Source organism: Salinisphaera dokdonensis CL-ES53 (assembly GCF_040361215.1).
GTDB lineage: Bacteria > Pseudomonadota > Gammaproteobacteria > Nevskiales > Salinisphaeraceae > Salinisphaera > Salinisphaera dokdonensis.
In genome coordinates this window covers 422,106-448,617 of the sequence record NZ_APND01000001.1, presented here as the reverse complement: position 1 = coordinate 448,617, position 26,512 = coordinate 422,106, and the positions used below count along the sequence as shown (strand labels likewise).

Genomic DNA, 26,512 nt, shown 5'->3' with positions numbered 1-26,512 from the left:
AAGCGTTATGCTGTATAGGCCCAATGTCACCAACTGCTGATCGCCGAATGACCCAGGACGCCAAGCGACCGCTCTATATCCCCTATGCCGGCCCAACGTTGCTGGAGATGCCGTTGCTCAACAAGGGCAACGCTTTCGACGCCGACGAGCGGGTGGCCTTCAACCTGGTGGGCCTGTTGCCGCAGAACGTGGAGACCATCGACGAGCAGGTCGAGCGCGCCTATCAGCAGTACCAGACCTGCACCAACGATCTGGACAAGCACATCTACCTGCGCGGCATCCAGGACGACAACGAGACCATGTTCTTTCGTCTGCTCGAGGATCATCTCGAGGAGATGTTGCCGATCATCTATACGCCGACGGTCGGGCGCGCCTGCGAGAAGTTCTCCGAGATCTATCGCAACCATCGCGGCATCTTTGTTTCCTATCCCGATCGCCACCGCATCGACGACATCATCCGCAGTGCGACCAAGGACAACGTCAAGGTGCTGGTGGTCACCGACGGCGAGCGCATTCTGGGCCTGGGCGACCAGGGCATCGGCGGCATGGGCATTCCGATCGGCAAGCTGTCGCTGTATACCGCCTGTGGTGGCATCAGCCCGGCCTACACGCTGCCGGTGGTGCTGGATGTCGGCACCAACAATCAGCAACTGCTCGACGATCCCATGTACATGGGTTGGCGCCACGAGCGGATATCCGATGCAGAGTACGCCGAGTTCGTCGACCTGTTCGTGCAGGCGATCCGGCGCCGTTGGCCGAACGTGCTGCTGCAGTTCGAGGACTTCGCGCAACGCAACGCCATGCCGCTGCTGGCGCGCTATCGCGAGCAGATGTGCTGTTTCAACGACGACATCCAGGGCACGGCGGCCGTGGTCGTCGGCTCGCTGCTGGCAGCCTGCAAGGCCAAGACCGAATCGATCGCCGATCAGCGGATCGCTTTCGTCGGCGCGGGTTCGGCCGGCTGCGGCATCGCCGAACAGATCGTGGTGGCGATGACCGATGCGGGGCTCACCGAAAAGGAAGCCCGCGAACGGATCTACATGATCGACCGCGACGGCCTGATCACCGACGCCATGAGCGGTCTGTACGATTTTCAGCGCCGTCTGGCCCAGCCTCGGTCGCTTGTCGAGGGCTGGCCAGAGGCCGGAGACGACGCGCTGTTGCATGTCATCGATAACGCGCGGCCGACGGTGCTGATCGGCGTGTCCGGTCAGCGCGGGCTGTTCTCGCAGCAGGTGATCGAGACCATGCATGCGCACTGCGCGCACCCGTTGGTAATGCCCCTGTCGAACCCCACTTGGAAGGTCGAGGCCACGCCACAGGAGATTCTCGACTGGACCCATGGCGATGCGCTGGTGGCGACCGGCAGCCCGTTCGACCCGGTGACGGTGGGCGAAGAGCAGCGCCCGATCGCCCAGTGCAACAACGCCTATATCTTTCCCGGTATCGGCCTCGGCGTGATCGCCGCCCGGGCGACGCGGGTGACCGACGAGATGCTCATGGCCGCCTCCCGGGCACTGGCCGAGAATTCGCCGCTGGCGATTCACGGCGAAGGCGCGCTACTGCCGCCGCTGGATGCGGTACGCGAACTCAGCCAGGCGATCGCCGTTGCCGTGGCCAAACAGGCACAGGCCGAAGGCGTGGCGCTCAAGTCCAGTGACGAGGCCATTCGAGAAAGCGTCGAGCGGCATTTCTGGTACCCCCGCTATCGGCGCTATCGTCGCGCTGCCTTTTAGAACGCCGCACGGCCTGCGCTGTTTGATCGTGACGCCCGTTATCAGCGCGTATCGGGCGCGACTCGAGGCGCGTGAGCGCCGCTCCGACCAAAGTCGATAAGCCCCTCGGCCTGGGTGCTCACGTGCGCGAATCCGCTCGTGCGCGCTGTCTCTGCGAACGTTTGTCGAACCCGTGCCGGCTCGTTCGTTCTGTGTCGCTTGTCTTTGCCCGCCGTTGTTGCGCTAATCGGGTGATCACAATAGCGGGCGTCCAGCGCTCGCAGCGGCAGGCATCGGCGGATGCCGGAGGAGCGACAACATGAGCACGGCCGAGCCGAGCTATACACACGGGGCCCACTCGAAAACGCTGCTGGGCGACACCATCGGCAGAGCGTTCGATCGCGCTGTGGATCAATGGCCGGATAACGACGCGCTGGTCAGCTGTCACCAGTCGATTCGATGGAGTTATGCCGAGCTTGGCGAACAGGTGGATCGCTATGCGGCTGCCTTCGTCGCTCTGGGTCTCGAACCGGGCGACCGGATCGGCATCTGGGCGCACAACTGCGCCGAATGGTTGATCACCCAGTACGCCAGCGCCAAGGCCGGGCTGATCCTGGTCAATATCAATCCGGCCTATCGGCGTGCCGAGGTCGAATACGCCCTCAACAAGGTCGGCTGCCGCGCGCTGGTGGTTATGCCGCGCCATTCCAGCAGCGACTATATCGGCATCCTCCAGTCGCTCGCGCCGGAACTCGAAGCCTGCACGCCCGGCGCGCTTGAAAGCAGTGCGCTGCCCACGCTTGAAATGATCGTCCGGCTCGGCGAGGAACGCACGCCGGGCATGCTCAATTTCGACGAGCTACCCGAACGGGTCGCGCCCGAGCACGTCACGCGGATCGCCGAACTCGCGCCGCTGTTGCAGACGGACGAGCCGATCAATATCCAGTTCACCAGCGGCACCACGGGCCGGCCCAAGGGCGCGACGCTCTCGCACCACAACATTCTCAACAACGGCCTGTTCGTGGGCGAGGGCATGGGACTGACCGATAGCGACCGTATCGCCGTGCCGGTGCCGCTGTATCACTGCTTCGGCATGGTGATGGGCAATCTGGGTGCGCTTACCCACGGTGCCGCGGTGATCTACCCGGCGGCATCCTTCGAGCCGGTGGCCACGCTTGAGGCAGTCGCTGCCGAGCGTTGCACCGCGCTCTACGGCGTGCCGACCATGTTCATCGCCGAGATGGGCCAGCCGGACTTCGCGGACTACGATCTCGCCAGTCTGCGTACCGGCATCATGGCTGGGTCGCCGTGTCCGCAGGCCGTGATGCAGCGGGTGATCGACGAGATGCATATGGACCAGGTAACGATCTGCTACGGCATGACCGAGACCTCGCCGGTGAGCTGCCAGACCGCGGTAGACGACGAAATGCAGGCGCGCGTATCCACGGTCGGGCGCGTGCATCCGCATCTGGAGATCAAGATCGTGGACGTCGAGGGCCGGGTGGTCCCGCGCGGCGAGCCGGGCGAATACTGCACGCGCGGTTACAGCGTGATGCTGGGTTATTGGGACGATGCCGAACGCACCGCCGAGTCCATCGACGCCGCGCGCTGGATGCACACCGGCGACCTGGCGGTGATGGACGAGGCCGGTTACTGCCAGATCGTCGGCCGACTCAAGGACATGGTCATCCGCGGCGGCGAGAACATCTACCCGCGGGAGATCGAGGAGTATCTCTATCGCCATCCGGCGGTGGCCGATGTGCAGGTGGTCGGCGTGCCCGACGAGAAATATGGCGAGGCACTGTGTGCCTGGGTACAGCTCGCCGCCGATCAGACGCTCGATGAGCGTGAATTGCGCGCCTTCTGCGAAGGCGAGATCGCCCACTACAAGATCCCTCGCTACGTGCGCTTCGTGGAGGGCTTTCCGCTGACCGTGACGGGCAAGGTGCAGAAATACCGCATGCGCGAGCAGATGATCGAGGAGTTGGGGCTCAAGCGCGGCTGAGCACGCTCGATCCGACCAATCCGAGTTTGTGCTCGCCCAGGAACGCTTCGGCGCGCTCAGGACGCCCGGGTTAAACGCCCAGGCGCGCGCGCGGATTGAAAGCCATCTCTTCGGCCATTTGCTCGTAAAGAGCACGTTGCTTTTCGCCGGCTTCCCCCTCGCTGGTGGACGGCAGGGTGATTACGAGCGATACATAGAGATTTCCCGGTGTCTTGCCGGGCATGCCGCGGCCTTTCAGCCGTAGCCGTTTGCCCGCGTTCGAGTTCGGCGGGATACGCAGGTCTACTGCGCCGGCAGGGGTGGGCGCTTTCACGGTCGTGCCCAGCGCCGCTTCCCAGGGCGCGACCGGCAGTTCGAGTATGAGATCGGCGCCATCGACCGTGAAATAGGGATGCGGCCGCAAGGCGATCTCCAGGTACAGATCACCCGCGGGGCCGCCGTGCTGGCCGGGCGTACCCTGGCCGGACAGGCGCAGGCGCTGGCCTGTGCGGGCGCCCTTGGGGATGCGCACTTTTAGAGAGCGTTCGCGTTCCACGGTGCGACCGCGGTCGTCGAGCGTGGGGGCGCGCAGACGGATGGTACGGGTGCCGCCGCTGAATGCGTCCTCGAGATCGATTTCGACCCGAGAGACATGGTCCTGGCCTTTCACGCCGGCTTGCCGGCGCGTGGCACGTGGGCCACCGCCCATGCCGCCGAAACCTTGCCCGAACATGGATTCGAAGAAGTCGCTGAAGTTCGCAGAGGCATCGTCGGCGGGCCCGGCGCGCCGAAAGCCCGCACCGCTGTTCCAGTGGGGCGGTTGCTGGAAACCCTGACCGGCGTGTGGGCGGCTGGGATCGATCTGGTCGTAGGCGGCGCGCTTCTTCGGGTCCTTGAGCACTTCGTAGGCCTCGTTGGCCTCCTTGAAGCGCGTGTCGGCGTCTTTTTCCTTGCTTACATCGGGGTGGTACTTGCGCGCGAGCTTGCGATAGGCACGCTTGATCTCATCGTCTGTCGCTTTACGCGTAACGCCGAGAATCTTGTAGTAGTCCTTGTATTCCAACCCATTGCTCCGTGCGGCCGACACGCCGCGGCTGACTCTTCAAGCTATATATGGCGCCTGTCGAGCCGAATCAAAACTATTGTGCAAAGCGTGCCAGCCCTGCGGCCGGCGCGTACCGAAGCGTGCAAGCAAGCGCCAGTTGCCCGGCCCGATGATCGGGCCGATATGTCAGCCGCTCGCTCTTTTCTGTCCGCGTTTCGGCTTGCGCCGGACGTAGAGCTGCTTGCGCACCCGGGCCACGACCGTGCCGTCGGCGGTAACGATATCGTTCTCGAACCAGCGCAAGTGCTTCTTGCCCGTGCGGGTCGCCTCCCGCATCTCGTCGCAGGTGGCTTCGTCGAGACGGAAGTCGGTATGCACGGTTTCGCGTCCCGGGGCGAGAAAATCGATCGCCCCGGCGGCATCCCAGACGATATAGTCACGCCCCATGCGGTGCAGCGCCATGATCGCCCAGAACGGGTCGCACATCTTGAACAGATGGCCGCCGAACTGGGTGCCCATATAGTTGCGGTTCCAGGGCCGGAGCTTCAGCTCCACCCGCACGTGCGACCAGTCCGACGCCATGTGGGTGACATGGATACCGCTGGCGGCAAAAGGCGGCCAGACGTTCATCATCCGGCGGAGTACGGCGGGGCGCATTGGGGGGTTCCCGGCTGGAAATATCGGTTCATTCTAGCGTCTGGACAAAGGACCACCTAGCATTGCCGGCACAGACCGCACCGCACTGCATCGCAAGAGGCCAGATCGTCGTACGACGCCGACAGCTACGAACGCGTCAGCGGGTGTCGAAAATCCGTCAAAGATCGTATCGTGACTGCGTCCCGTGCCCCTTGGCTTCAACGACGGCCTGCTGCTGTCCACCACCCATCTGCGTGCAATGATCGATTACCTCAGTGGCATCGCCGAAGCTCACGCCGTGGACCCGTTGTTGTTCGTCCTGATCTATCTGGTCAGTACCGGCCCGTTCCTCGTTGTCAGCGGCTGGTTGTTTCACCACATACGCAAGCAGCGCCCGCTGGCCCTGCTGATCTTCTGCTGGGCGCTGTGCTACACCGCGCCCTATCTTTACGTGTTGGCGGTGGGTCGTGATCTGCCGCTGTGGGTCTACGGAATGGTTGCGCTGCTTATCGTCGGTGGCCTGACGCTTGCCGCACGCGGCCTGATGTATCGCCTGCGCCACCACGAGGACCCCGAATAGGCGCGAGACCCGTCAGCGATACGCGATGCGGTAGGCGTACTCGCTGGCATTCTTCACCCGGCGGTTGTGCAGCATGCCCTGACCGGCGCGTCCGTGGTCGTTGTCGATGAGGTCGACCGTGGCATCGTCGAAATGCTGATGCACCTCGGATTCGGGCACTGCGAAAGGCGGGCCTTTCATCTCGTTCTGATCGTAGTCGAGGGTGATCAGCAGCCCTTTCGCGCGGGGCGTCAGCAGTCTGCCCAGATGCTGCACGTATTCGCGGCGCATTTCTTCGGGCAGGGCGATCAGCGCGGCGCGGTCATAGAACGCCTCGAAACGCCCGAGCGTCGCGATATCGGCAGCGAAGAAATCGCCTACCCAGATGTCGATGCCCGCGGCGCTGTATCGGTTGAAGCGGCCCACGCGGTCTACGCTGGCGGTCAGTGCCTGTTCGTTGAAGAAATCCTGCGCGGCGCGCTCGCTGAGTTCGATGCCGGTCACCGGGTAGCCCTGGCGTGCGAGCCATCGCAGATCCGGTGTCTTGCCGCACAACGGCACCAGCACAGGCGTGCCCGGCGCAATATCGAGCGTTGGCCAGTGGGTGGCCAGCATGGGATGTCCTTCCGGCTGGTGAAAGCCGATCTGCTGCTGAGCCCAGCGTTCGTGCCAGAAGTCGTGATCCATGCGGCGTCCTTGCAAGCGGCCGTCAGGCCGTCGAATCCAGTTCGGGATAGTGCCGGAATATGCCGTCTTTGTTGAATCGCATACGCCGAGGCGAGGCCAGATAGCTGGCGAGGCGCTCGCGTTCCGCCACGCGCTCGACGAGTGCCCGCACGCGCCGTATACGCCCCCGCTGCGAAGCCATGGCGTTAGGCAACGCGTAGTCGAGACCGACCATGATCTGAAACAGACTCAGGTCGGCGGTTGTGCAGCCATCCCGCACGAGCCAGCGGTCGCCCTCCGGCTTGGCGGCCAGTACCGACTCGAAGTAGTCGAGAAACTTGGGCAGTCGCGCGTCGATGAATACGGCCGCTCGGCACTCGGCCTCGGCGCGTTGCTCCTCGTAGTAAAGCCCGGGGCCGAGCGGATGATGGGTGTCGTGAATCTCGGTGACGAAGTCGGCGAGCGTGAGTTGCAGGCCGTGGCACCAGAGCCGGTCGGCCTCGCCGGCCGGTGCGAGACCCAGACGCGGGCCGAGGAACTGCAGGATATTGGCCACATGCGACACCTCGATATCGCCCGCGCGCAGGTAGGGTGGGGCGAAGGGCGCACGGGTGTTGTTCTCGAATCGCAGACCGCCGCCGACGGCATCGAGTCCGCCCCGGTTCCCGTGCGTATCCCTGACGATATCGATGTAATCGGCGCCGGCGTCTTCGAGCGCCAGCCGCACGAACTCGCCGCGCCCGGGAATACCGGGCCAGTAGTAAAGCTCGTAGCGCATGCTCATATCCCCGGTCTGGCCTCGTTTGGTTATCGCAGCAGGGCCCGAGTGAGGGGTCAAGTACGATCTTTGATTGCCTTGTTTCTGCAGGTGATGAGTGCTTGGTACTGGGGACGCGGCCTGCGTGCCGCAAGCGATCGCGCCACCCGTGGACGTCTGCCGGCCCGCCGTTGCGCGGCTAGATCAGGCTCGGTTGCAGGGCTTCCTCACGTCCATCCACGAAGCCGGACAGCCCCACGCCCACCAGCCGGTAGCGGGTGCGGGCGTCAGCCTCGACGCGGTCGCGCAGGGCACAGGCGATCTCGGCCACCTCGGCTGCCGAGGTCGGGCGGCTGAGCGGCGTAAAGCTACGGGTGAGAATCTGGAAATCCGTGGTCTTGAGCTTGAGTACTACAGTGCGCGCCACGCGCGGCTGCTTGCGTTCGTGATTGGCCCAGGTCTTTTCGGCGAGGCGCTGGATATGCGGCGCCAGATCCTCGATCGGCAGATCTTCGCGGAGCGTGTCCTCGCTGGAAACCTGAACGGAGTCGCGCTTGGGCTGGACCGGTCGTTCGTCGATACCCCGGGCCAGTTCGTACAGACGACGCCCCCACCGCCCATAGCGCTTGACCAGTTCCTCGCGCTGGAAAGCACGTAGATCGCCGACCGTGTGCACATCCAGCGCGGCGAGCTTCTCTTTCATCTTCGGGCCCACGCCGGGCACCTTGCCGATCGGCAGCGGCAGCAGAAAGGCTTCGACACGACGCGGCGTGATCACGAACTGGCCGTCGGGCTTGCGCCAGTCGGAGGCGATCTTGGCCAGGAACTTGTTGGGTGCAATGCCGGCCGATGCGGTCAACCCCGTCGCGGCCTTGATCTCGGCACGGATCACGCGCGCGGCTTCGGTGGCCGAGGGCATACCGGTGTGGGTAACGGTGACGTCGAGATAGGCCTCGTCCAGCGACAGCGGCTCGACCAGATCGGTATGGCGCAGAAAGATCGCGCGAATCTGACGTGAGACTTCGCGGTAGCGGTCGAAATGCGGATCCACGAAGATCGCCTGGGGGCACAGCCGTTCCGCGCGTACGGCCGGCATGGCCGAGCGCACGCCGAACACGCGTGCCTCGTAGCTGGCGGCGGTTACCACCGAGCGCAGTCCGCGCTTGGCCACCACCACGGGCTTGCCCTGCAGACTGGGGTCGTCGCGCTGCTCGACCGACGCATAGAAGGCGTCCATGTCGACATGCACGATCTTGCGCAGTGTTTCGCTCATAGAGCGGGCGTGCGCTCGCTGTACATCACCGTGATGCGAGCGACGAAATCGCGCGTTTCTCGCGCTACCATAGGCGGCTTTCTGGCCGGCCGCGCTTGCGCCTGACCTGTGTTCATCTCAACGGTTTCATCATGGATCGTCCGCGTCATTTTACCCTGCGTTTTTCCTGTCCTGACCGCGTTGGCATCGTCTCGCGCGTGGCGAGTTTCTTTGCCGACAATGGCGGCTGGATTCTGCGCTCTAGCCAGCATTCGGATGAAGACAGCCAGCGTTTCTTCATGCGCGTCGAGGTACGCGCCGACTCGCTGGATTTTCATCTGAGCGAGTTGCGCCGGCGTTTCGAGCCGGTTGGCCGCGAACTCGACATGGACTGGCAGATCAGTGACAGCGCGGTAAAGAAGCGCGTCGTGCTTCTGGTGTCGAAACAGATGCACTGCCTCTACGACCTGCTCGAGCGCTGGCAGTCGCGGGAACTCGATATTGAGATTCCCTGCGTCATCTCCAACCATGCCGACGCGCGCGGCCTGGTCGAGTGGCATGGACTGCGCTTCCACCACGTGCCGATCACCAAGGACAACAAGCCCGAGGCCTGGGCCGAGATCGAGCGGCTGTTCACAGAATCCGGCGGCGAGACCATGGTGCTCGCGCGTTTCATGCAGATCCTGCCGGCCGACCTATGCGATCGCCACCCGGGGCGCATCCTCAATATCCACCACAGTTTTCTGCCCAGCTTTGTCGGCGCCCAGCCGTACCTGCAGGCCTACCAGCGCGGCGTGAAGCAGGTCGGGGCGACCTGTCATTACGTCACCCCCGAACTTGATCAGGGGCCGATCATCGATCAGGACGTGACCCGCGTCGATCATGGCGACACCGTTCGTGATCTGGTGCGCTACGGCAAGGATATCGAGAAGGCGGTGCTCGCCCGGGGCCTGCGCCATCATCTCGAGGACCGTGTGCTGATCAGCGGGCGACGCACGGTCGTGCTCTAGGGCCTACTTAAAGCGATTGGCCGCCGGTCAGCTCGATCCGCTGGCCGTTGAGCCAGGCGAAATCGCTGGACAGCAGGCCGGCGACCGCGGCGCCGATGTCTTCCGGTTTGGCGGTGCGCCCCAGCGGCGTGATCGAGGCGAAATGCTCGTTCAGTTCCGGGGTGTCTCGCACCGCGCCGCCGGCGAAGTCGGTTTCCACCGCGCCCGGCGCGATCGCGTTCACCGTGATCTGGCGGTCGCCGAGTTCCTTGGCCATGTAGCGGGTGGTCACTTCCAATGCGCTCTTCATCGCCGAATAGGCGCAGTGGTTTTCGAGCACGAAGCGGGTCGCCGCGGTTGAGACGTTCAGGATGCGACCGCCGCGCGCGATCATCGGCAGCAGCGCCTTGCTGAGCAGGTACGGCCCCTTGAAATGCTCGCGATAGAGCGCGTCCAGATCGTCCTCGGTGGTTTCCTCGTAGGGCGCCAGAATGCCGTTACCGGCGTTATGGATCACGAAATCCAGATCGCTGCGGCCGAATGTGGTTTCCAGCGTTCGGGCGAGGTCTGTTTTCAGCGTTTCGAAACCACTGCTGTCGCCGACATCGAGCTTCAGCATGGCGGCGGTGCCGCCGGCGGCTTCGATTTCGTCTGCCACTGCCTTGGCCTCGTCGGCATGGCTATTGAAAGTGCCGATCACGTCGACGCCGCTGGCGGCCAGATGCAGCGCCATGCTGCGGCCAAGGCCACGGCTGGCGCCGGTGATGAAAGCGATCTTGCGGGACATACCGCACTCCTGGATAGAAACGGTTTGGCAGCGTGTGCCCTTCAGCTGTGCGGGCGTAGCCTGCGAGATCAAGCACGGGGCGCCAAATCCATGCGTTGCACATTGAAGCGTGTCGATCGCTGCCGCATTGCAGGCTCGTGCACCTCATCGTGCGGATTCGCGTGACGTCGGTCGTCGAGCTGTGTCGGGCCGGGGTTATTGCGGGCGTACTTCGAGTGTGCCGCAACTAGCGGCGAGCGCAGCCGGACGGGAGAAGGTCGCTTTGGAAGTCTGTAGACCCACGCTGAGGCGATACAGGGGCGCGTTGAAAGAAACGGTCGGCCGCCCGGATCATGGGCGAAACAGGGCGGCCCGACCGTGTCACAGATGGCGTGTCAGCCCATCTTGGCCAGTTCCTGGCCGGTCATGATTGCTTCTTCGCGGGTCTTGGGCATGCGATCGGCGGCGGGGCGGCGCGGTTCGGCATTGTTGTCGAAGCGCACTTCGATTTCCCAGCCGTTCTCGACTTCGCGGCCCAGGATCTGGTGCCCGCGCGTGTCGTCGCTTTCGAGGGTTTCCCAACCGGTCATGTTCTTGGTCATTCGTGACTGCTTCTTTCGTGATTGAAGCGACACAGGCTAACAGTGGGCAACCGCGATACGCCTCCGTAATTGTGCGGGTTTTCATGCCGCGCAGAACGGCCGGTCGGCTCTTTTGAGCGAGCTTTCGACCGTGCAGTGCCGGGAGCATGGCGCCGGGTGCCGCGAGGCCGCCGCCCGGCGCCTGACGATCACTAGCGCTCGAGCAGACCGGTGAAGAACTGGGTGGCGTTGGTTTCCAGGCTGTCGACGTCGTAGCCGCCTTCCTGGATCACGCAGACCGGCATGTCGAGGCCGGCCATGGCCTTGCCGATACGATTGAAGCCTTCACTGGTGACCGAGACCTTGGCCTGCGGATCATCCTTGTAGATATCGAAGCCCAGCGGCAGCACCAGTACGTCGGCAGCGAACAGCTTGATCGCGGCCACGGCCTCGTCGAGTTTCTCGAAGAAGGTCTCTTCCGGTGAGCCGTGGGGCATCGGCAGGTTGATGTTGTAGCCATAACCCAAGCCGGCGCCGCGTTCGTCTTCATGGCCGGTGACCACCGGATAGAAGTTGGTCGGATCGCCGTGAATGGAGATATAGAGCACGTCGTCTCGCTCGTAGAAGATCTCCTGAATCCCCTGGCCGTGGTGCATGTCGGGGTCGAGAATGGCCACGCGATCGAACTTGGTGCGCAGCGCCTCGGCGGCGATCGCGGCGTTGTTGAGATAGCAGAACCCGCCTGCGCCGTCGCGGCGAGCGTGATGGCCCGGCGGGCGGCACAGTGCGTAGCTGGTGCGTTCGCCGGCGAGGATGTCGTCAGCGGCGGTCAGTGCAGTCTGTGCCGATGCGTAAGCGGCCTTCCAGGTGCCCGGGCCGATCGGGCAGCTGCCGTCGGCCTGGTAGCGGGCCGACTCGGCGAGGATGCCCTTGAGCGGGTTCGGCGAGCGCACGAAGATGTTGGACATCACCTCGTTGCCCCAGTCGTCCGGGATCTCCATCCAGCGGCGGTGCGCGGACTCCAAAAAGCGCAGATAGCCCAGATCGTGCACCTGCGAGATCACCGACATGCCGTGATCGACCGGCTTGCCGACCTCGATATCGAGACCCTCGAGGGCTGCAACCAGCGGCGGGGTGCGGGCCGGGATTTCCTGCGGGGCGCGCATCTGACCGCGGGTCAGGTAGCTCTGGGGCACATGCTCGTTCTGGATCGGATCGAAATAGGCTTTCACGGCGACGATTTTCCGGTTGTTCAACAAATGGATCGGCCGGGTACTGTATCGGCCGGACCGCCTCGCAACATACGCCCGCAATGCTTGTCGCTGCAATGCTTTGACGGCGACGCGCGAAGAGCGGGCATGAAAAAGGCCGACGAGCGGACTCGCCGGCCTGGATTACCTGCGGCGCGTTGTGGCTACTTGCCGCGCGGCACGGTCTGGGCTTCGGTGAATTCCAGAATGCCGTCGTCGCCGCCTTCACGGCCGATGCCCGACTGCTTCATGCCACCGAACGGGGCATGCGGGGCCGGGCCGGTGCCGGTGTTCCAGCCACAGTGGCCGAAGTGCAGGCCGCGGATGGTCTTCTCGGCGCGCTTTTCGTCCTTGGTGAACACATAGGCCGCAAGACCGAACTCGGTGGTGTTGCCCAGTTCCACGATCTCGTTCTCGTTATCGAACTCGATCATCGGCACCAGCGGGCCGAAGGTCTCTTCCTTGCAGCAGGCCATGTCGTGGGTCACGCCGGTGATCACGGTCGGCGTGTAGAACAGATTCTTCTCGGCGTCGAGCTCGTCCGGGTGCTTGCCGGCGACCAGCTTGGCGCCTTTCGACAGGGCGTCCGCAACGTGGTTCTGGACTTTCTCGAAGCCGCCCTTGTTGATCAGCGGGCCGACGTCGATGTCCTCGTCCATGCCGTCGCCGACCTTGAGCGCCTTGACCTTCTCGACCAGCTTGTCGGTGAATTCCTTGTACACGCCGGACTGCACGTAGATGCGGTTGGCGCAGACACAGGTCTGGCCGCCGCCGCGGAACTTGTTGCCCAGCAGCTGGGTGGTGGCATGGTCGATGTCGGCATCGTCAAAGACGATGAACGGCGCGTTGCCGCCCAGTTCCAGACCCAGTTTCTTGACCTGATCGGTGCTCTGCTCCATGAGCAGCTTGCCGACCTCGGTGGAGCCGGTGAACGACAGCATCGGCACGTCGACCGAGCTGGTCAGCTCGCCGCCGATCGCGCTGGACGAGCCCATCACCAGATTCACATAGCCTTTGGGCAGTTCCAGGCGCTCATGGAAGAGCTGGAACATGGCGATCATGGTCAGCGGCGTTTCGGTGGCCGGCTTGATCACGCTCGGGCAATCCGCCGCGATCGCGGGAGCGATCTTCTTGGCGATCATGCCGATCGGGAAGTTCCACGGGGTGATCAGGCCGACTACGCCGATCGGGCGGTGGTGGATCGTCCAGGTGCAGTCCTTTGCCTTTTCCTCGAGCTCGTGCGGCTTGAGGATGTCGATGTTCTTTGCGCAGTAGTCGAAGAAGCCGGCCGCGTATTCGACTTCGCCCTGGGCTTCCTTCCACGGTTTGCCGTGTTCGAGACACAGGATGCGGCCAATCTCTTCCTTTTCGTCGATCAGCGCGTCACGGATGTCCTCGAGCCACTCGCGCCGGGTCTCGATATCGTTCGGCTCGGCAAGCGTGGCCTTGGCGGCGGCGATCGCGCGCTGCGTCTCGGCTTGGCCCATCTTCGGGATCTTGGCCAGCGTCTTGCCGTTGGCCGGGTTGAAGACATCGACCGTTTCGCCGGAGTCGGCCTCGACCCACTGGCCGTCGATATAACCTGAAATATTCTTGAGCAGATACGATTCGATCATGGGTGTCCTCGGTCCTGTCTTGGCGACGAATTCGTGAGCGGTGCAATGCGAGCGGCTTGAATAGCCATCGTGGATCGCATCGACGCGTAATGTCTGAGTGATCGGGGCGAAATCCCCGGATTAAAGCCTGTATGCGGATTCACCTGGCTCAACCGCGGCCCGGCGCGTAGCCGTGGCTCTTGCTGACCTCGTTGAATAGCGACTCACCGGCGCGCCAGTGCTCCAGATTGGCCAGGAACTGGTCCATTAGCGCATCGCGCCAGCCGATGAAGTCGCCGGCCATGTGGGCCGACATGAGCACGTTGTCCAGGCCCCAGAGCGGGTGGTCTTCCGGTAGCGGTTCCTGCTCGAACACATCGAGTGCTGCGCCGGCGATCTGTTCGTTGACCAGGGCGTCGACGAGATCGTCGGTGACCACGATCGGCCCGCGACCGATGTTGATGAAACGCGCGTGGGACGCCATCGAGGCGAAGCGCTGCTTGTCGAACCAGTTTTCCGTGGCCTCGGTCAGCGGCGCGGCGACGACCACATAGTCGGCGTCGGGCAGGTGCGCGTCGATATCGTCGGCTGCATGGACGGCCGAGAACACATCGTCCGCATCGCGTGCGCGGCGCGCGATTCCGCTGACGTCCATGCCCACGGCCTTGCACAGGCGACCTATCTCGCGGCCGATGGAGCCGGCACCGGCAACGAGCACGCGCTTGCCGTGGATCGACTCGGTATCGCGGTGAACCCAGCGCCGCTCCTGCTGATAGCGGATGTTGTTGCGCGTGTCCTTCGCGAACATGAGGATCGCGCCGAGCACATACTCCGCGATCGAGCGATCGAATATGCCTTGCGCGTTGGTGACCGGAATATCCGAATCCACCAACGCGTCGAACATCAGCTGATCGACGCCCGCGCTCGCTGCATGCACCCAGCGCAGCGAATCGGCTGCGGGCCAGGCGGCTTCCAGCGCTTCGGTACGGAAATCGGTAACCAGCAGAATATCGCTGCCGGGTAGCGACTCGCGCAGGCTGGTTTCGTCATGTGCGAGACGAATTTCGCCGTAATCGCGCAGCCGATCGACAGACGCCGGACCCGCCGGGCTGTCACTCAGAACCGTGATCCGGGGTCGCGGCTCGTCGCTGTCGGCCGCGCCGTCGGCGGGCGAATTTTCGAGGGTCTCGTGGCTCATGTGCGCTCCCGGGCGCTCGCGGACATGAACCGCGCGGGGTCAATGATCATGCCGCACGGTACCCAGACCCCGAGGCAAGCGTCAATAGGGCCCGCAAAGCCTGTTCGAACCTTGTCTTGACCCCGCTCGCAAGACCTGACTACGCTCGCCGAATTACACCGGCTCCGGCCGTCATCATCTGGTCGCAAGGGACAGTCATGGTCGCGAATCTGAACAAGAGCAACGAGCTCCTATCGTCGGATCCCGACGAGCGCTATGTGCGTGATCGTCTGGTCTGGAACCCCGCCATGCACGCGATTCCGATCTCGGGTATCCGGCGCATGGTCAATCGGGCCGCCGAGCTCGACGATGTGCTGCATCTGTCGATCGGCCAGCCGGACTTTCCGACCCCGCGCCACATCATCGATGCGCATATCCACGCGCTGGAAGCCGGCCAGACCGGCTACACCATGGATGCGGGCCTGCCGGAGCTGCTGACCGCGCTCAAGGACTACTACAACGACAAGTACCGCAGCACGCTCTCGGAAGACAACTTCCTGATCACCACCGGTGCCACCGAAGGCATCTACCTGATGATCACGGCGATGGCGGCTCCCGGCCGCGAGTTCATCATCGCGGATCCGACCTTCCTGCTGTATGCGCCGCTGATCCGCATGAACGGCGGCCAGGTGCGCACGGTGCCGACCAAGGCCAGCGAAGGCCACCAGATCGATCCCGAGCGCATCATCAACATGATCGGGCCGAATACGCACGCGATCATCCTCAATTCGCCGAGCAACCCGACCGGTACGGTGTATCCGCGCGAGACCATCGAATGGCTGTGCCAGGAAGCCGCCTATCGCGGCGTGGAGATCCTGTCCGACGAGGTCTATGACCGCCTGATCCTGGACGATATCGACTACCCGAGCGTGCTGTCCTGTGCGACCGACCTCGACGGCGTATCGGTCGTGTCCAGTTTCTCCAAGACCTATGCCATGCCCGGCCTGCGCGTGGGCTGGATCGTCGCCGACCAGAACACCATTCGTACGCTGCGCCGCTATCACATGTTCACCACCACGGTGGCGAGCACACCGGCACAGTGGGCGGGCGTCGCTGCGCTGCTGGGCGATCAGAGCTGTGTCGACAGCATGGTGCGCGAATACTCGCGTCGCCGGGATCGGGTGGTGGACCTGGTCGCCGATACGCCGGGGCTGACCGGCTACTGGCCGCAGGGTGCGTTCTATATTGCGCCGTCGCTGCCCAACGGCGTCGATGCCGGCAAGCTGTGCATGCGCATGCTGGAAGAGACCGGCGTCTGCGTGATCCCCGGCGATGCCTTCGGCGAAGCCTCGAACAGCCTGATGCGCATCAGCTACTCGACTTCGATGGAGAATATCGAGGAGGCCTTCCAGCGGCTGCAGCCGTGGATGGCGCGTCAGCCGGAACTGGAAGGGCACGGCTAGGCGCGGCCGAATAGCCAGAACCGAAAAAGCCCGGCCTCGTCAGCGAGCGCCGGGCTTTTTTGTGCGCGCGTGGCGCGCTATGCAGATCAACTGTTGCTCGAGCCGCACTCGGCAGCCGGGGCGCCGGCCTGTTTCGCCTCGTTCGGCATTTCGCTCGCATAGGTCACCCGTACCGGATAGACGTCGCCGGCGGCGTTGTGCATATTGCCGATGCCGCGATACTCGAGCAGGCGTTTGGTCTCCGGGTCATAGGTGAGCTGTAACGAATCGACGAAGAAGTTCACCAGGAACATGTCCAGTTCGGCGTCGAAGACCACGGCCTCTTTACCTTCGAACTGGGTCGTGCCGGTCTGATTCGCACGCAGTTTTACCACCGCCTGACGTCCGGCGGCCGCGAAGTTGAAGGGCACCGTTTCGCCGGCGACCAGCGCGTCGAAGTTCTCGCGTACCAGCATGTCGAAGCCGGAATCGGCGGCCATCGGTTCCTCGATGCTGAAGGGCTTGGTCTTTTCCTCCGCATCGGCGTTGTCGCGACGGAACATCACCCACTGGTTGCCGTCGCGGCGGATGCCTTCGCGGTAGCCGTCGGCCGGGATCTCCAGTGTGTAGGTCGGTACGGTGTCGTTCGCACCGAACTCCAGATGCTTTTGCGCGATCGATTCGCCGTCGGTGCCGACATAGTCCACGTCCCAGCTCGTGATCTTCCCGTTGCTGCGCTGCTGCTCGTGGTGCTCGGTGTAGCGGTATTCGCCGCCCTGCAGCGTATAGGCATAGCCGTTGAAACAGCGCGAGCCGCTTACGTCGTCGGCCTGGGCCAAGGCTACGGAGGCCGTGCCGGCAAGCATGAAAAGGGCGCCGCTCAGCGCCAGCACAGGAGTTGTCTTCATCGGGTGGTCTCCAGTTTCACGACGAGGCGTCGCGACGGGGCAGGAACACGTAGTGCGCGACGCCCCATTCGTTGCCGTCGGCATAGCCGAACAGTTCGGCCACGGCCATGAAGAACATGCGCCAGCGATGAAACCAGCGCTCGGCGTCGGCGCCGTAGGTATCGCGGAAGATCGCCATGATCGGTTCGCGGGCCGCGTCCATGCGGTCGAGCCAGGCGTTGGACGTGTCGCGATAGTGGTTGCCGGACAGCCACCACTGGTTGTGCAGCACTAGATCGTTCTGGAACCGCGCGAACAGGTTTTCGCTGGGCATGACGCCGCCGGTGAAGAAATGGCGCGCCATCCAGTCGTATTCGCCGTCGTCCTGGAATTCGTAGGCGAGCAGCTTGTGTGCGAATACGTGTACGAACAGGCGGCCGTCGTCGACCAGCCAGCGATTGATACGCGCGAACAGCTCGCGGTAATTGCGCATGTGCTCGAACATCTCGACCGACACGATCCTGTCGAACTGGCGCTCGCCCGGGTCGAAGGCGTTGATGTCGCAGGTCTCGACGGTCAGGTTCTTGATCCCGCGCTCGCCGGCCATGCGCTCGATCGCGGCACGCTGGGCGTTGGAGTTCGATACCGCCAGAACGCTGGCGCTCGGATAACGCTTGGCCGCCCAGAGCGCGAAGGAGCCCCAGCCGCAGCCCAGATCCAGAATACGCTGGCCGTCGTGCAGGCGCGCGCGCTCGGCATACAGCGCGAGCATGGCGTGCTCGGCCTGGTCGAGCGATTCGATACCCGGCTCGAACAGGCAGCCGCTGTACTTGCGGTGCGAGCCGAGCACGTGCTCGAAGAACGACGGCGGCAGCTCGTAATGCTGGCTGTTGGCGTCTTCCGTGTGCTGAGCGATCGGGCCGGTTGATGCGCGCTCGATGAAACGGCGCATCTGTTTGCTGCGCCATTCGGAATCCAGCGCCTCGCGGCTGGTCAGCCGGGTGGCGATCAGGCGGCGCATGCCGGCACGGGCGATCGGGTCGGGGATCATGCCCCGTTCGCACATCTCAATCGGCAGGCTATCCAAGTGCGCAGTCCTCTTTTATCTTCGAAATCAATCTTTCGGCGGCCAGGGAATGAAGGCGCTGGTGCGGCGCATATACTCGTCGTGACCGCGCCGTTTTTCCGATGCCTGTTTGTTCTCGATCGTCGGAATCCCCGAAACCCGAAGCAACAGCCACGCCATGATCACGGGGCTGGCCAGCGTTGCCCACCAGTACGGCGCGCCGATCGCCAGAACAACATACGTTACCCAGTGAAGCGATTCGAAGAAATAGTTCGGGTGCCGTGAATAGCGCCAGAGCCCCTCGGCGCAGACATGACCGCGATTTTCCGGCTTCTGCTTGAAGCGATGCAGTTGGGCATCGGCCGTACCTTCGCCGACCACCGATACGAACCATACCGCGATTGCAGCGAGTGCCACGCCGAGCGAGGGCGCTTCCGGCATATAGGCGATCACCAGAAACGGGATCGACAGAATCGAGGCGATCAGCGCCTGGAACAGGAAGAAACCGAACATGTAGAGATCGGCCTTGGCACCCCAGGACTCGCGCGCGGCGGCGTAGCGCGAGTCCTCCGGCGCGCCGCGCATGCGCTTGGCCAGATAGCTGGCCAGTCGAAACGACCAGGCCAGTGCCAGCGCGGCCAGCAGGATACGGGTGCCCGCCGGCGCGTCGCCCAGCAGGGCATATTCTGCGGCGATGATGCCGACAGCTGCCGACCAGACGGCGTCCACGAGCCCCGCATTGCGGGTAAACAGTTGGATGACCCAGACGATGGTGAGCAGTACGGCGGCCGTGGCCAGGCCTACGCCGAATGCGGCGAGCGGGGTCATGGGATGTCCTTCGAAAAAGAAAGCGAATCAGCCTACCACCCGCGGCAGGCGCCTCATGGCTCAGCTTACGTCGAAGATCGGTAGTGCGATGCGGCCGGTCACGGCGATTCGGCCGGGGATAGCCGAAAAGCTGGCCAGATACTGTGGATGATAGCCGTAGACCATCAGGCCCAGCTCGTCGCCCGCATGCAGACGATGGCTTACGCCGTTGAGCTCGAGGCTGCGGCGGCCCGCGCCGCGGATAGGCCGGACCTGCTTATTGAGCAGGATCGTCGCACCGCCGGCGCTGCGACGGACACCAATGCCCACGAAGGCAATCGGCTTGGAATCGTCGCCGCTGACCTCGATCTCGGCATGCGGCACGCCCGCGATCGCCTGGTCATCGCGCTCGATGGTGGTCAGCGGAAGAAACGTGCCGCCGCTGGCCAGCTCGTCGAGATGATCCGAGGGCAGGGCGTTGACCAGCCGTGCGATCAGCGCGGTTTCGTCGCCGCTGGCCGGTTTTTCACTGTCGAATACGCGCTTGATCACGTTCAACGCATTGGCCGCCGTGCCAGTGACCAGCGACCACAGCCGCGACACGCTCTGGCGGCGCAGGATGCCCAGCAGCAGGTCCAGCCCGCCGGTGGTGGCCTCGCCCGCGAATTCGACCGTCGGGCCATGATCGCCGGTGCCCACGGGGAGCGTGTCGAACGTCAGGCTGGTTTCGTCGTCGAGGATGATCGTATGCCGCGGTATCGGCCGTTCCGGCGTGCGCCCCTTGAGTTTCCAGTCCAGCCAGGCGAGTTCCAGCGCCGCGGTTTCGTAGGTCTCGCCGTCGATATGCAGCGCGGCGTCGGTCTGGTAAGCGATACGATCGATGTCCTGCAGGAACGGCAGACTGTGGCCGTACTGCATGGCAATCAGCTGCACGTCGTTGCCCGCCGCACGCAGGGCTTCGGCGTTGTGCAGCGCTTCGTTGAGATTGAACAGCGTGTCGCCCACGCCCTGCACGAGCAGCGCATCGACCTTCGGGGTGCGCCGATCCGGATCGGCCACGCGCTCGCCATCACGCGCGATCTCGCCGTCGTAGAATGAAACCGGGCTGCTGTTGTAGAGCCGATCGGTGATCGCCTGCGACAGGCCACGGCCGGTCAAGGGTGAAATCAGCCCTTCTAACAGCGCGCGATACAGCATCGGGTCCAGGCGCACGCCGGACGTCGGCACGCCGAGTGCGACCAGGGCCGCGCCCCAGGCCGTCTTCACCACGTTGTCCGGAGCCAGGCTGTAACGCAGGTCGTACCAGGTAGCGGTCGGCACGATGGCGTCGAAGCGCGGGTCCATGCAGGCGCCGATCAATTGAAAGCCGCCGCCGTAGGACAGGCCGAGCCCACCGACCAGCGGGTCGCCGTCGTCGCAGGCCAGACGCTCGCGCTCGGACATGTTCTGCATCGCCCAGTCGAGAATCGCGCTGATATCCGCGCCTTCGATGGCCGGATCCATGATCTCCACGCAGCCGCCGGATTCGCCAAAACCGCGCTGGTCGAAACTGATCACGAAATAGCCGGCGTCAGCCGCGCGGCGCGCGGCTTCGGTCGACGGCAGAATGCCGCCCGACAGCGTTTCGTAGACCGAGCGTTCGTGGCGGTTGCGCAGGCGCGCGCCGCCGAAGCCGTGGCCGTGCAGGATCAGCGGCGCGTACTCGCCGGCGGCCAATGCCGGCTGCATGACGGTCAGCGCGATCTCGACGCCGTCGTTCGGGTTGATGGCGGTCGCGCGATAATCGCGCGCAGACAGGGCAGCGGCGCTCATCGGCGGCTAGCTCTGATCCGTGTCGGGTTGGGCGATCGCCTGAAGCGCGGCGCGCAGGGGTTCGGGGATCGGCGCAGCGCGGTTGGTCGCGCGGTCGACGAACACATGCACGAAGTCGCCATGCGCGGCGGCGGCGTCTTCGCCCGCCTTGAATATGCCGATGCCGTAAGTCGTCGATCGATTGCCCAGATGCTTGACCACCAGCCCGGCCTCGAGTTTTTCCGGGAAGGCGACCGGCGCGTGGTATTGGCAGCGCGACTCGACCACGAAGCCGACCACCGGCGCGTTGTGGATATCGAGCCCGCCGACCTCGATCAGGTAGCGGTTGGCGACGGTATCGAAGTAGGAATAGTAGGTGACGTTATTGACGTGTCCGTAGACGTCGTTGTCCATCCAGCGGGTCGGCATCTCGCAGAACCACTGATAGTCGGTGCGAAGCGGGCATTCTCGGGACATGGCTTTGGCTCTCGTTCAAAAAAGAAGCCGGGCAGTGCCCGGCTTCCTGTCATGCATCTTTATCAGTCTACGACTGAACCTTCCAGGTGCCGTCGGACTGGCGGCAGGCGGTGCCTCGGACCTTGTCCGGCTTGCCGTTCACGTTGGCGTTCATGGTGAACTCGCGGCACGGCTGGTTGCCATTGTTGTAGGTGTTCGTCGGCGTGACCGAATAGTTGTCGTTGGTATCCGGATTGGTCCAGCTGGAGGTGCTGCCGGTCTGGTTCGATTCCAGTGCGGTGCCGAACTGCTGGCGGTCACGCTGACCGAAGTTGTCGCCGACCCGGCGGCCAAGCGCCGCACCCGCGAGGGTGCCGACCACGGTCGCAATGGTGGTGCCGCTGCCACTGCCGATCTGCGAGCCGGCGGCGCCGCCGGCGATGCCGCCGATCACGGTGCCGGTGTCGCCCGAACTCCAGTTCGCACAGCCGCCGAGCAGCCCGACTGACAGCGCCAGTGCGCTGATGAAACTCAGAGTCTTGGTCATGATGTTCTCCCGATGTCGCAGGCTGTAAAAACCTGTCCGCTATCAATAACGTTCCACTCAAGTGTAACCAAAATCATGGCTGGCGGCTGAACGTGGCCTCGGGCTGGCCGGTGGCCTTCGCGAACGCCGCGGCGTAGCCTTGCCGATCGCTCGTTGTGCCGGGAGAGATGCATGCAGGGTTGGTGGCTACTCGCTGTCGCAGTCACGCTGGAAGTCGCCGGCACGACGTGCATGAAACTTTCGGACGGCTTCACGCGGCTGTGGCCGTCGCTTGGCATCGTGGTGTTCTATCTCGCCTCGTTCGCCTGCCTCACGCTCGCGCTCAAGCGCATCGACGTGAGTATTGCCTATGCGATCTGGGCCGGGCTCGGCATCGTGCTGATCACTTTCATCGGCGTGTCCTTCTTCGACGAGCCCATGACGCTCTGGCGCGCCGGCTGCATCGCCCTGGTGCTGATTGGCGTGATCGGATTGAACCTGTCGCACAGCTAGTGGGCGCCGGCGTCTTGCCAGCAGGCATGGCCGGGGGCGAGGATGCGGGCATCCCGAACCATTCCAGGAGAACAACATGCGTGCATGGCTGGTAGAAAAACCCGGTGCGCCGGAAGCACTCGAACTCAAGACCGTCGACACGCCCGAGCCGGGCCCCGACGAGATTCTGGTCGACGTGCGCGCGGTGGGCATCAACCAGGCCGATGTGCTGCAGCGCAAGGGCGGCTACCCGCCGCCCCATGGCTACGACGTGCGTCGGCCCGGCCTCGAATACGCGGGCACCGTGGCTGCCGTGGGTGACCGAGTGAAAAGCCGTGCCGTCGGCGACCGTGTGATGGGCCTGATCGGCGGCGGTTCCTATGCCGAGCAGCTCGTCGTCCACGAGCACGAAGCGCTCACGATTCCCGCGCACTACGACTTCGAGCAGGCCGCGGCCATGCCGGAAGCGTTCCTCACCGCCTATCGCGCATTGTTTCTGGTGGGCGAACTCGCGGCGGGCCAGTGGGCGCTGGTACGCGGCGCGACCTCCGGCGTCGGTCAGGCCGGCCTGCAGCTGATCAACGCGCTGGGCGCTCGCAGTATTGCGACGAGCCGCAAGCAGGCGCGTCTCGACGAGCTCGACAAGCGCTTCAAGGCACTCGGTTTCGACTGCGCCTTCGATATCGGTCTCGAGGACGGCGACGCCGGCGTGGCCAAGGCCGTGCGCGAACAGACGGGCGGCGCCCACGTGATCATGGATTTCGTCGGTGGCCCGGCGCTGGACGACAACATGAGCGCGCTGCGCGACGAAGGCCGGCAGGTCCAGGTCGGCCTCATCGGCGGTCGCAAGAGCGAAATCGATATGGGCAAGCTGCTCATGCGTCGCCTGAGCATTAATGCCATGACCATGCGCAGCCTGCCGCTGGAGCGCAAGATCATGCTCGCCAAGATGTTCAACGATCGCCTGCTGCCGCTGTTCGAGGCCGGCAAGCTCAAGCCGATGGTCGACCAGGCCTTCGCCTTCGATCAGGCGGTCGAGGCGCATCGCATGATGGAATCCGGCGAACACGCCGGCAAGCTGGTGCTGGTGCGCGAATAGCGCCCTCCTGATCGGGTGCCGGGCCCTGTGCCCGGCGCCTTCCAGCTAGCGCTCGCCGTGCCCCGCGATGAGCCGCTGCACGCAGGTATCGACCACGCCCTCCAGCGGCGGCGCGATGCTTACCCGGATGGCCTCGTCGTCGCCCGGCGCTTCCAGCGTTTCGAACTGGGTCTTGAGCATGGCCGGCGAGAAGAAATGATCGCGCGCCTGCATGCGCGCCAGAATCAGTTCGTAACTGCCGTCCAGATAGACAAATGTCAGGTCTTCATCGCCGCCGCGCAGCTGTTCACGATAGCGGTGCTTGAGCGCCGAACAGCCGATCAGCAGCGAGTCGTCGTGTTCACGGCTGCTGCGGATCAGATCCGCAAGCGTATGCAGCCAGCCATGGCGGTCGGCATCGGTCAGCGCCTCGCCGTTGGCCATCTTCTCGATATTGGCCGGCGGGTGGTAGGTATCGCCATCGAGATAAGGCACGCCGAGGCGCGCGCCCAGTGCTTCGCCGAGCGTCGATTTGCCGCTGCCCGAGACTCCCATCACCACGATGCGGCGCGAGCGCGTGAGCCCGAGAGAATCACCGGCGACGTTATGTGTCATGGCCTGCACCGCGCGCGTATCAGACAACGGACGTCATGCCGCCGTCGACAAAGATATTCTGGCCCGACACGAAGCTCGATGCATCGCTGCACAGATAGACCAGCGTGCCCACCAGTTCCTCGATCCGCCCCCAGCGCGCAGCCGGCGTGCGTTTTTCGATCCAGGCGTTGAATTCGTCGTCCTGCCAGAGCTGGGTGTTCATGTCGGTCTGGAAATAGCCGGGCGAGATACAGTTCACCTGAATCCCGTAACGGGCCAGATCGGCCGCCATGCCGCAGGTGAGCATCGCGACGCCGCCCTTGCTCGCGGCATAGGGCGCGATGGTTTCGCGCGCGAGCTTCGACTGTACCGAGCCGATATTCACGATCTTGCCCGAGCCGCGCTCGCTCATGCGCCGGGCCAGCGTCGAGGCCATATAGAACGCGCTCGACAGGTTGGTCGCGATCACCGCATCCCAGTCGGCGGCTTCGAATTCGGCCAGCGGCGCGCGCCGCTGCAGACCGGCGTTGTTGACCAGGATATCGGGTAGGCCGTGGGCGGCCACGACTTCATCCAGACCGGCCTTCACGGCCGCGGCGTCGGTGACGTCGAAGGCGACATAACCGATCTCGCCGCTGGTCACCGCCTGCATGACCCGCGCGACCTCGGCCAGCTTGTCGGCATCGCGGCCGTGCAGCACGACCCGCGCGCCGCGCTCTGCCAGGCCTTTGGCGAGCGCGTGGCCCAGTCCGCGCGACGAGCCGGTCACGAGCGCGAGCCGGCCTTCGATATCGAACAGAGAGTCGGCCATGGGATTGATCTCCGAAAAATGTGGATCAGAACAGAACGAACAGCAGGTAGGTGAACACGAAGGCCAGCATCGATTCGAGCGCCTGCTGCACGGTCCATGTCTTGAGCGTGGTCTTGACGTCCATGCCCATAAGGCGCCCGACCAGCCAGAAGCCCGAGTCGTTGACGTGGCCGGCAAACACCGAGCCGCCCGCGGTCGCGAGCGTGATGGCGACCACCTGCATGGCCGAGAAATCACCGGCGGACACGGCCGGCGCCATCAACCCGGCCGCGGTCACCAGTGCCACGGTCGCCGAGCCCTGCGCGAGCCTTACCAGCACGGCGACGATATAGGCGGCCACGATCACCGGCAGGCCGATATCGCCCAGCGATCCGGCCAGCGCATCGCCGATACCGGAGGCTTCAAGCACGCCGCCGAACATGCCGCCGGCGCCGGTGATCAGTACCACCGAGCAGATCGGGCCGAGCGAATTGTCGAGGATCTTCTCCAGTGCGCTGCCGTGCTCGCCACGCCGCCAGCCCAGCACATAGCACGCGACCAGAACGGAAATCAGCAACGCCACCGGCGTGTTGCCGAACAGCACCAGCAGCTGCACCCAGCCCTGTTCGCCGTCGATCATCCCGACAGATGCCGCGAACAGCAGGCTCGTGTTCATGAAGATCAGCACCAGCGGCAACAACAGCAGCGCGATCACCGTGGAGACCGCTGGCGGGTTCTCGATCTGATCGGTATCGACCTGGCCGAACAGACCGGCGCCGATGCCGAACGGGTGGCGCGCGGCGGCGAAGCGGCCCCAGAGATAGCCGCTGAAATACCACAGCGGAAACGCCATCACGATGCCGACCAGCAGCACCAGGCCGGGATTGGCCCCGTAGAGTTCGATCGCCGTGACCGGCCCGGGATGTGGCGGCACGAATACATGCATCACCGAAAATGCCGCCGCAGCCGGCAGGCCATAGAGCAGCACCGGCCCGTCCAGGCGACGCGCGACCGCGAAGATGATCGGCAGCATCACCACCAGGCCGGCGTCGAAGAAGATGGGAAAACCCATGAACAACGACGCCAGGCCGAGCGCGAACGGGGCCCGTTGCTCGCCAAAGGTGGCAACCATGCGTTCGGCCAGCGCGTGCGCGCCGCCGGAATGCTCCACCAGTTTGCCGAGCATCGCACCGAAACCGACCAGCAGCGCGACCGAGCCGAGCGTCTCGCCGAAACCGCCGACCAGCACATCGACAATCTCGCCGGCCGGGATGCCGGTCGCGAACGCGGTCGCCAGACTGACCAGCACGAGGGCCAGAAAGGCGTGCATGTTGAAACGGATGACCAGGACCAGAAGGAGCGCGATTGCGGCAATCGCGATGCCGAGAAGGGGTCCGGCCGACAGGGTCTGCGACCACTGATCCATGGCGTTCTTCCCTGAGAAACTGTGGTGGCTGGGCAGACGGGCAGCGCCCGCGCATCGGAACGTCGGCATCGTCCCAGATGTGTACACGCGATTACATGAGACGAAAGTCTGTGTATTGTGAAAGCGACAGACTTCTTTAGCCTGTGTCGGTTTTCGCGGCGGCGGTGCCGGTTTTCGCGCCTGAT

The 26,512-nt window shown here is 64.2% G+C and carries 26 protein-coding genes; 7 read left to right on the top strand and 19 right to left on the bottom strand.

All coding sequences use genetic code 11. From position 1 onward, the window contains the following. Positions 1-47: 47 nt before the first annotated feature. Both SADO_RS02050 and SADO_RS02045 read left to right on the top strand, forming a co-directional pair. Positions 48-1,736 carry an NAD-dependent malic enzyme gene (locus tag SADO_RS02050; protein ID WP_353108787.1) on the top strand — a complete coding sequence of 563 codons (1,689 nt, stop codon included), beginning with the start codon at positions 48-50 and terminating at the stop codon, positions 1,734-1,736. Between the two features lie 298 nt (positions 1,737-2,034). Next, positions 2,035-3,720: an AMP-binding protein gene (locus SADO_RS02045; RefSeq protein WP_353108785.1), complete on the top strand. Its 1,686-nt coding sequence runs from the start codon at positions 2,035-2,037 to the stop codon at positions 3,718-3,720. Between the two features lie 70 nt (positions 3,721-3,790). Here the strand turns inward: SADO_RS02045 and SADO_RS02040 are convergent, their stop codons facing one another. Continuing rightward, positions 3,791-4,762, bottom strand: a complete 972-nt coding sequence (locus SADO_RS02040) for a DnaJ C-terminal domain-containing protein (protein ID WP_353108784.1) — start codon at positions 4,760-4,762, stop codon at positions 3,791-3,793. 168 nt (positions 4,763-4,930) lie between these two features. Continuing rightward, complete coding sequence (locus SADO_RS02035; protein ID WP_353108783.1) at positions 4,931-5,401, bottom strand: DUF4442 domain-containing protein; 471 nt, start codon at positions 5,399-5,401, stop codon at positions 4,931-4,933. A gap of 184 nt (positions 5,402-5,585) precedes the next feature. Here SADO_RS02035 and SADO_RS02030 point away from each other — a divergent pair, with 184 nt between their 5' ends. Continuing rightward, positions 5,586-5,960 (top strand): hypothetical protein, encoded by a 375-nt coding sequence (locus tag SADO_RS02030; protein WP_353108781.1) that lies wholly within the window; start codon positions 5,586-5,588, stop codon positions 5,958-5,960. 12 nt (positions 5,961-5,972) lie between these two features. Here the strand turns inward: SADO_RS02030 and tmpT are convergent, their stop codons facing one another. The 3 genes from tmpT to dinB all read right to left on the bottom strand — a co-directional run bounded on the left by tmpT (position 5,973) and on the right by dinB (position 8,623). Then, positions 5,973-6,626, bottom strand: a complete 654-nt coding sequence (tmpT, locus tag SADO_RS02025) for a thiopurine S-methyltransferase (protein ID WP_353108780.1) — start codon at positions 6,624-6,626, stop codon at positions 5,973-5,975. A 22-nt stretch (positions 6,627-6,648) separates the two neighbouring features. Next, complete coding sequence (locus SADO_RS02020) at positions 6,649-7,383, bottom strand: glutathione S-transferase (RefSeq protein WP_353110059.1); 735 nt, start codon at positions 7,381-7,383, stop codon at positions 6,649-6,651. 178 nt (positions 7,384-7,561) lie between these two features. Then, on the bottom strand, positions 7,562-8,623 hold the full coding sequence (dinB, locus tag SADO_RS02015) for a DNA polymerase IV (protein WP_353110057.1): 1,062 nt from the start codon (positions 8,621-8,623) through the stop codon (positions 7,562-7,564). A gap of 143 nt (positions 8,624-8,766) precedes the next feature. On the opposite strand from dinB, the gene purU reads away from it, so the two are divergent. Then, the gene (gene purU / locus SADO_RS02010; protein ID WP_353108778.1) at positions 8,767-9,624 is read left to right on the top strand and encodes a formyltetrahydrofolate deformylase; all 858 of its coding nucleotides are present in this window, start codon (positions 8,767-8,769) and stop codon (positions 9,622-9,624) included. 7 nt (positions 9,625-9,631) lie between these two features. Here the strand turns inward: purU and SADO_RS02005 are convergent, their stop codons facing one another. From SADO_RS02005 to SADO_RS01985, 5 genes are all read right to left on the bottom strand, one after another. Next, positions 9,632-10,390, bottom strand: a complete 759-nt coding sequence (locus SADO_RS02005; protein ID WP_353108777.1) for an SDR family NAD(P)-dependent oxidoreductase — start codon at positions 10,388-10,390, stop codon at positions 9,632-9,634. Between the two features lie 374 nt (positions 10,391-10,764). Then, complete coding sequence (locus tag SADO_RS02000) at positions 10,765-10,971, bottom strand: hypothetical protein (RefSeq protein WP_353108775.1); 207 nt, start codon at positions 10,969-10,971, stop codon at positions 10,765-10,767. Positions 10,972-11,162: 191 nt separating this feature from the next. Next, positions 11,163-12,182 carry a histone deacetylase family protein gene (locus SADO_RS01995; protein ID WP_353110056.1) on the bottom strand — a complete coding sequence of 340 codons (1,020 nt, stop codon included), beginning with the start codon at positions 12,180-12,182 and terminating at the stop codon, positions 11,163-11,165. 182 nt (positions 12,183-12,364) lie between these two features. Further along, entirely contained in the window at positions 12,365-13,816 is a 1,452-nt protein-coding gene (locus tag SADO_RS01990) for an NAD-dependent succinate-semialdehyde dehydrogenase (RefSeq protein WP_353108773.1), read from the bottom strand. 148 nt (positions 13,817-13,964) lie between these two features. Next, entirely contained in the window at positions 13,965-14,993 is a 1,029-nt protein-coding gene (locus SADO_RS01985; RefSeq protein WP_353108771.1) for a D-2-hydroxyacid dehydrogenase, read from the bottom strand. A 197-nt stretch (positions 14,994-15,190) separates the two neighbouring features. Between SADO_RS01985 and SADO_RS01980 the strand changes: the two genes are divergently transcribed. Then, entirely contained in the window at positions 15,191-16,435 is a 1,245-nt protein-coding gene (locus SADO_RS01980; RefSeq protein ID WP_353108769.1) for a pyridoxal phosphate-dependent aminotransferase, read from the top strand. Positions 16,436-16,521: 86 nt separating this feature from the next. Here SADO_RS01980 and SADO_RS01975 read toward each other — a convergent pair whose 3' ends face one another. The 6 genes from SADO_RS01975 to SADO_RS01950 form a co-directional block, all read right to left on the bottom strand. Next, complete coding sequence (locus SADO_RS01975) at positions 16,522-17,322, bottom strand: hypothetical protein (RefSeq protein WP_353108768.1); 801 nt, start codon at positions 17,320-17,322, stop codon at positions 16,522-16,524. Positions 17,323-17,338: 16 nt separating this feature from the next. Further along, positions 17,339-18,388: an SAM-dependent methyltransferase gene (locus SADO_RS01970; RefSeq protein ID WP_353108766.1), complete on the bottom strand. Its 1,050-nt coding sequence runs from the start codon at positions 18,386-18,388 to the stop codon at positions 17,339-17,341. A gap of 27 nt (positions 18,389-18,415) precedes the next feature. After that, positions 18,416-19,195, bottom strand: coding sequence for a DUF1295 domain-containing protein (locus SADO_RS01965; RefSeq protein ID WP_353108765.1), 780 nt, complete (start codon positions 19,193-19,195; stop codon positions 18,416-18,418). Between the two features lie 60 nt (positions 19,196-19,255). Next, a complete protein-coding gene (locus SADO_RS01960) occupies positions 19,256-20,986 on the bottom strand; it encodes a CocE/NonD family hydrolase (RefSeq protein ID WP_353108763.1) in 1,731 nt (576 codons plus the stop codon). A gap of 6 nt (positions 20,987-20,992) precedes the next feature. Then, positions 20,993-21,442: an acyl-CoA thioesterase gene (locus SADO_RS01955; RefSeq protein ID WP_353108761.1), complete on the bottom strand. Its 450-nt coding sequence runs from the start codon at positions 21,440-21,442 to the stop codon at positions 20,993-20,995. Positions 21,443-21,509: 67 nt separating this feature from the next. Continuing rightward, complete coding sequence (locus tag SADO_RS01950) at positions 21,510-21,968, bottom strand: RT0821/Lpp0805 family surface protein (RefSeq protein ID WP_353108760.1); 459 nt, start codon at positions 21,966-21,968, stop codon at positions 21,510-21,512. Between the two features lie 171 nt (positions 21,969-22,139). Here SADO_RS01950 and SADO_RS01945 point away from each other — a divergent pair, with 171 nt between their 5' ends. Together SADO_RS01945 and SADO_RS01940 are read left to right on the top strand one after the other, a co-directional pair. Continuing rightward, positions 22,140-22,460, top strand: coding sequence for a DMT family transporter (locus SADO_RS01945; RefSeq protein ID WP_353108758.1), 321 nt, complete (start codon positions 22,140-22,142; stop codon positions 22,458-22,460). A 76-nt stretch (positions 22,461-22,536) separates the two neighbouring features. Continuing rightward, positions 22,537-23,538, top strand: coding sequence for an NAD(P)H-quinone oxidoreductase (locus SADO_RS01940; protein WP_353108756.1), 1,002 nt, complete (start codon positions 22,537-22,539; stop codon positions 23,536-23,538). Positions 23,539-23,583: 45 nt separating this feature from the next. On the opposite strand, the gene SADO_RS01935 is transcribed toward SADO_RS01940, so the two are convergent. Genes SADO_RS01935 through SADO_RS01925 form a run of 3 tightly spaced genes read right to left on the bottom strand, consistent with a single transcriptional unit; the run spans position 23,584 to position 26,327 of the window. Further along, on the bottom strand, positions 23,584-24,132 hold the full coding sequence (locus tag SADO_RS01935) for a gluconokinase (RefSeq protein WP_353108754.1): 549 nt from the start codon (positions 24,130-24,132) through the stop codon (positions 23,584-23,586). 19 nt (positions 24,133-24,151) lie between these two features. Beyond that, positions 24,152-24,922, bottom strand: a complete 771-nt coding sequence (locus SADO_RS01930) for an SDR family oxidoreductase (protein ID WP_353108752.1) — start codon at positions 24,920-24,922, stop codon at positions 24,152-24,154. 25 nt (positions 24,923-24,947) lie between these two features. Further along, positions 24,948-26,327, bottom strand: a complete 1,380-nt coding sequence (locus SADO_RS01925; protein ID WP_353108750.1) for a GntP family permease — start codon at positions 26,325-26,327, stop codon at positions 24,948-24,950. Positions 26,328-26,512 lie beyond the last annotated feature (185 nt).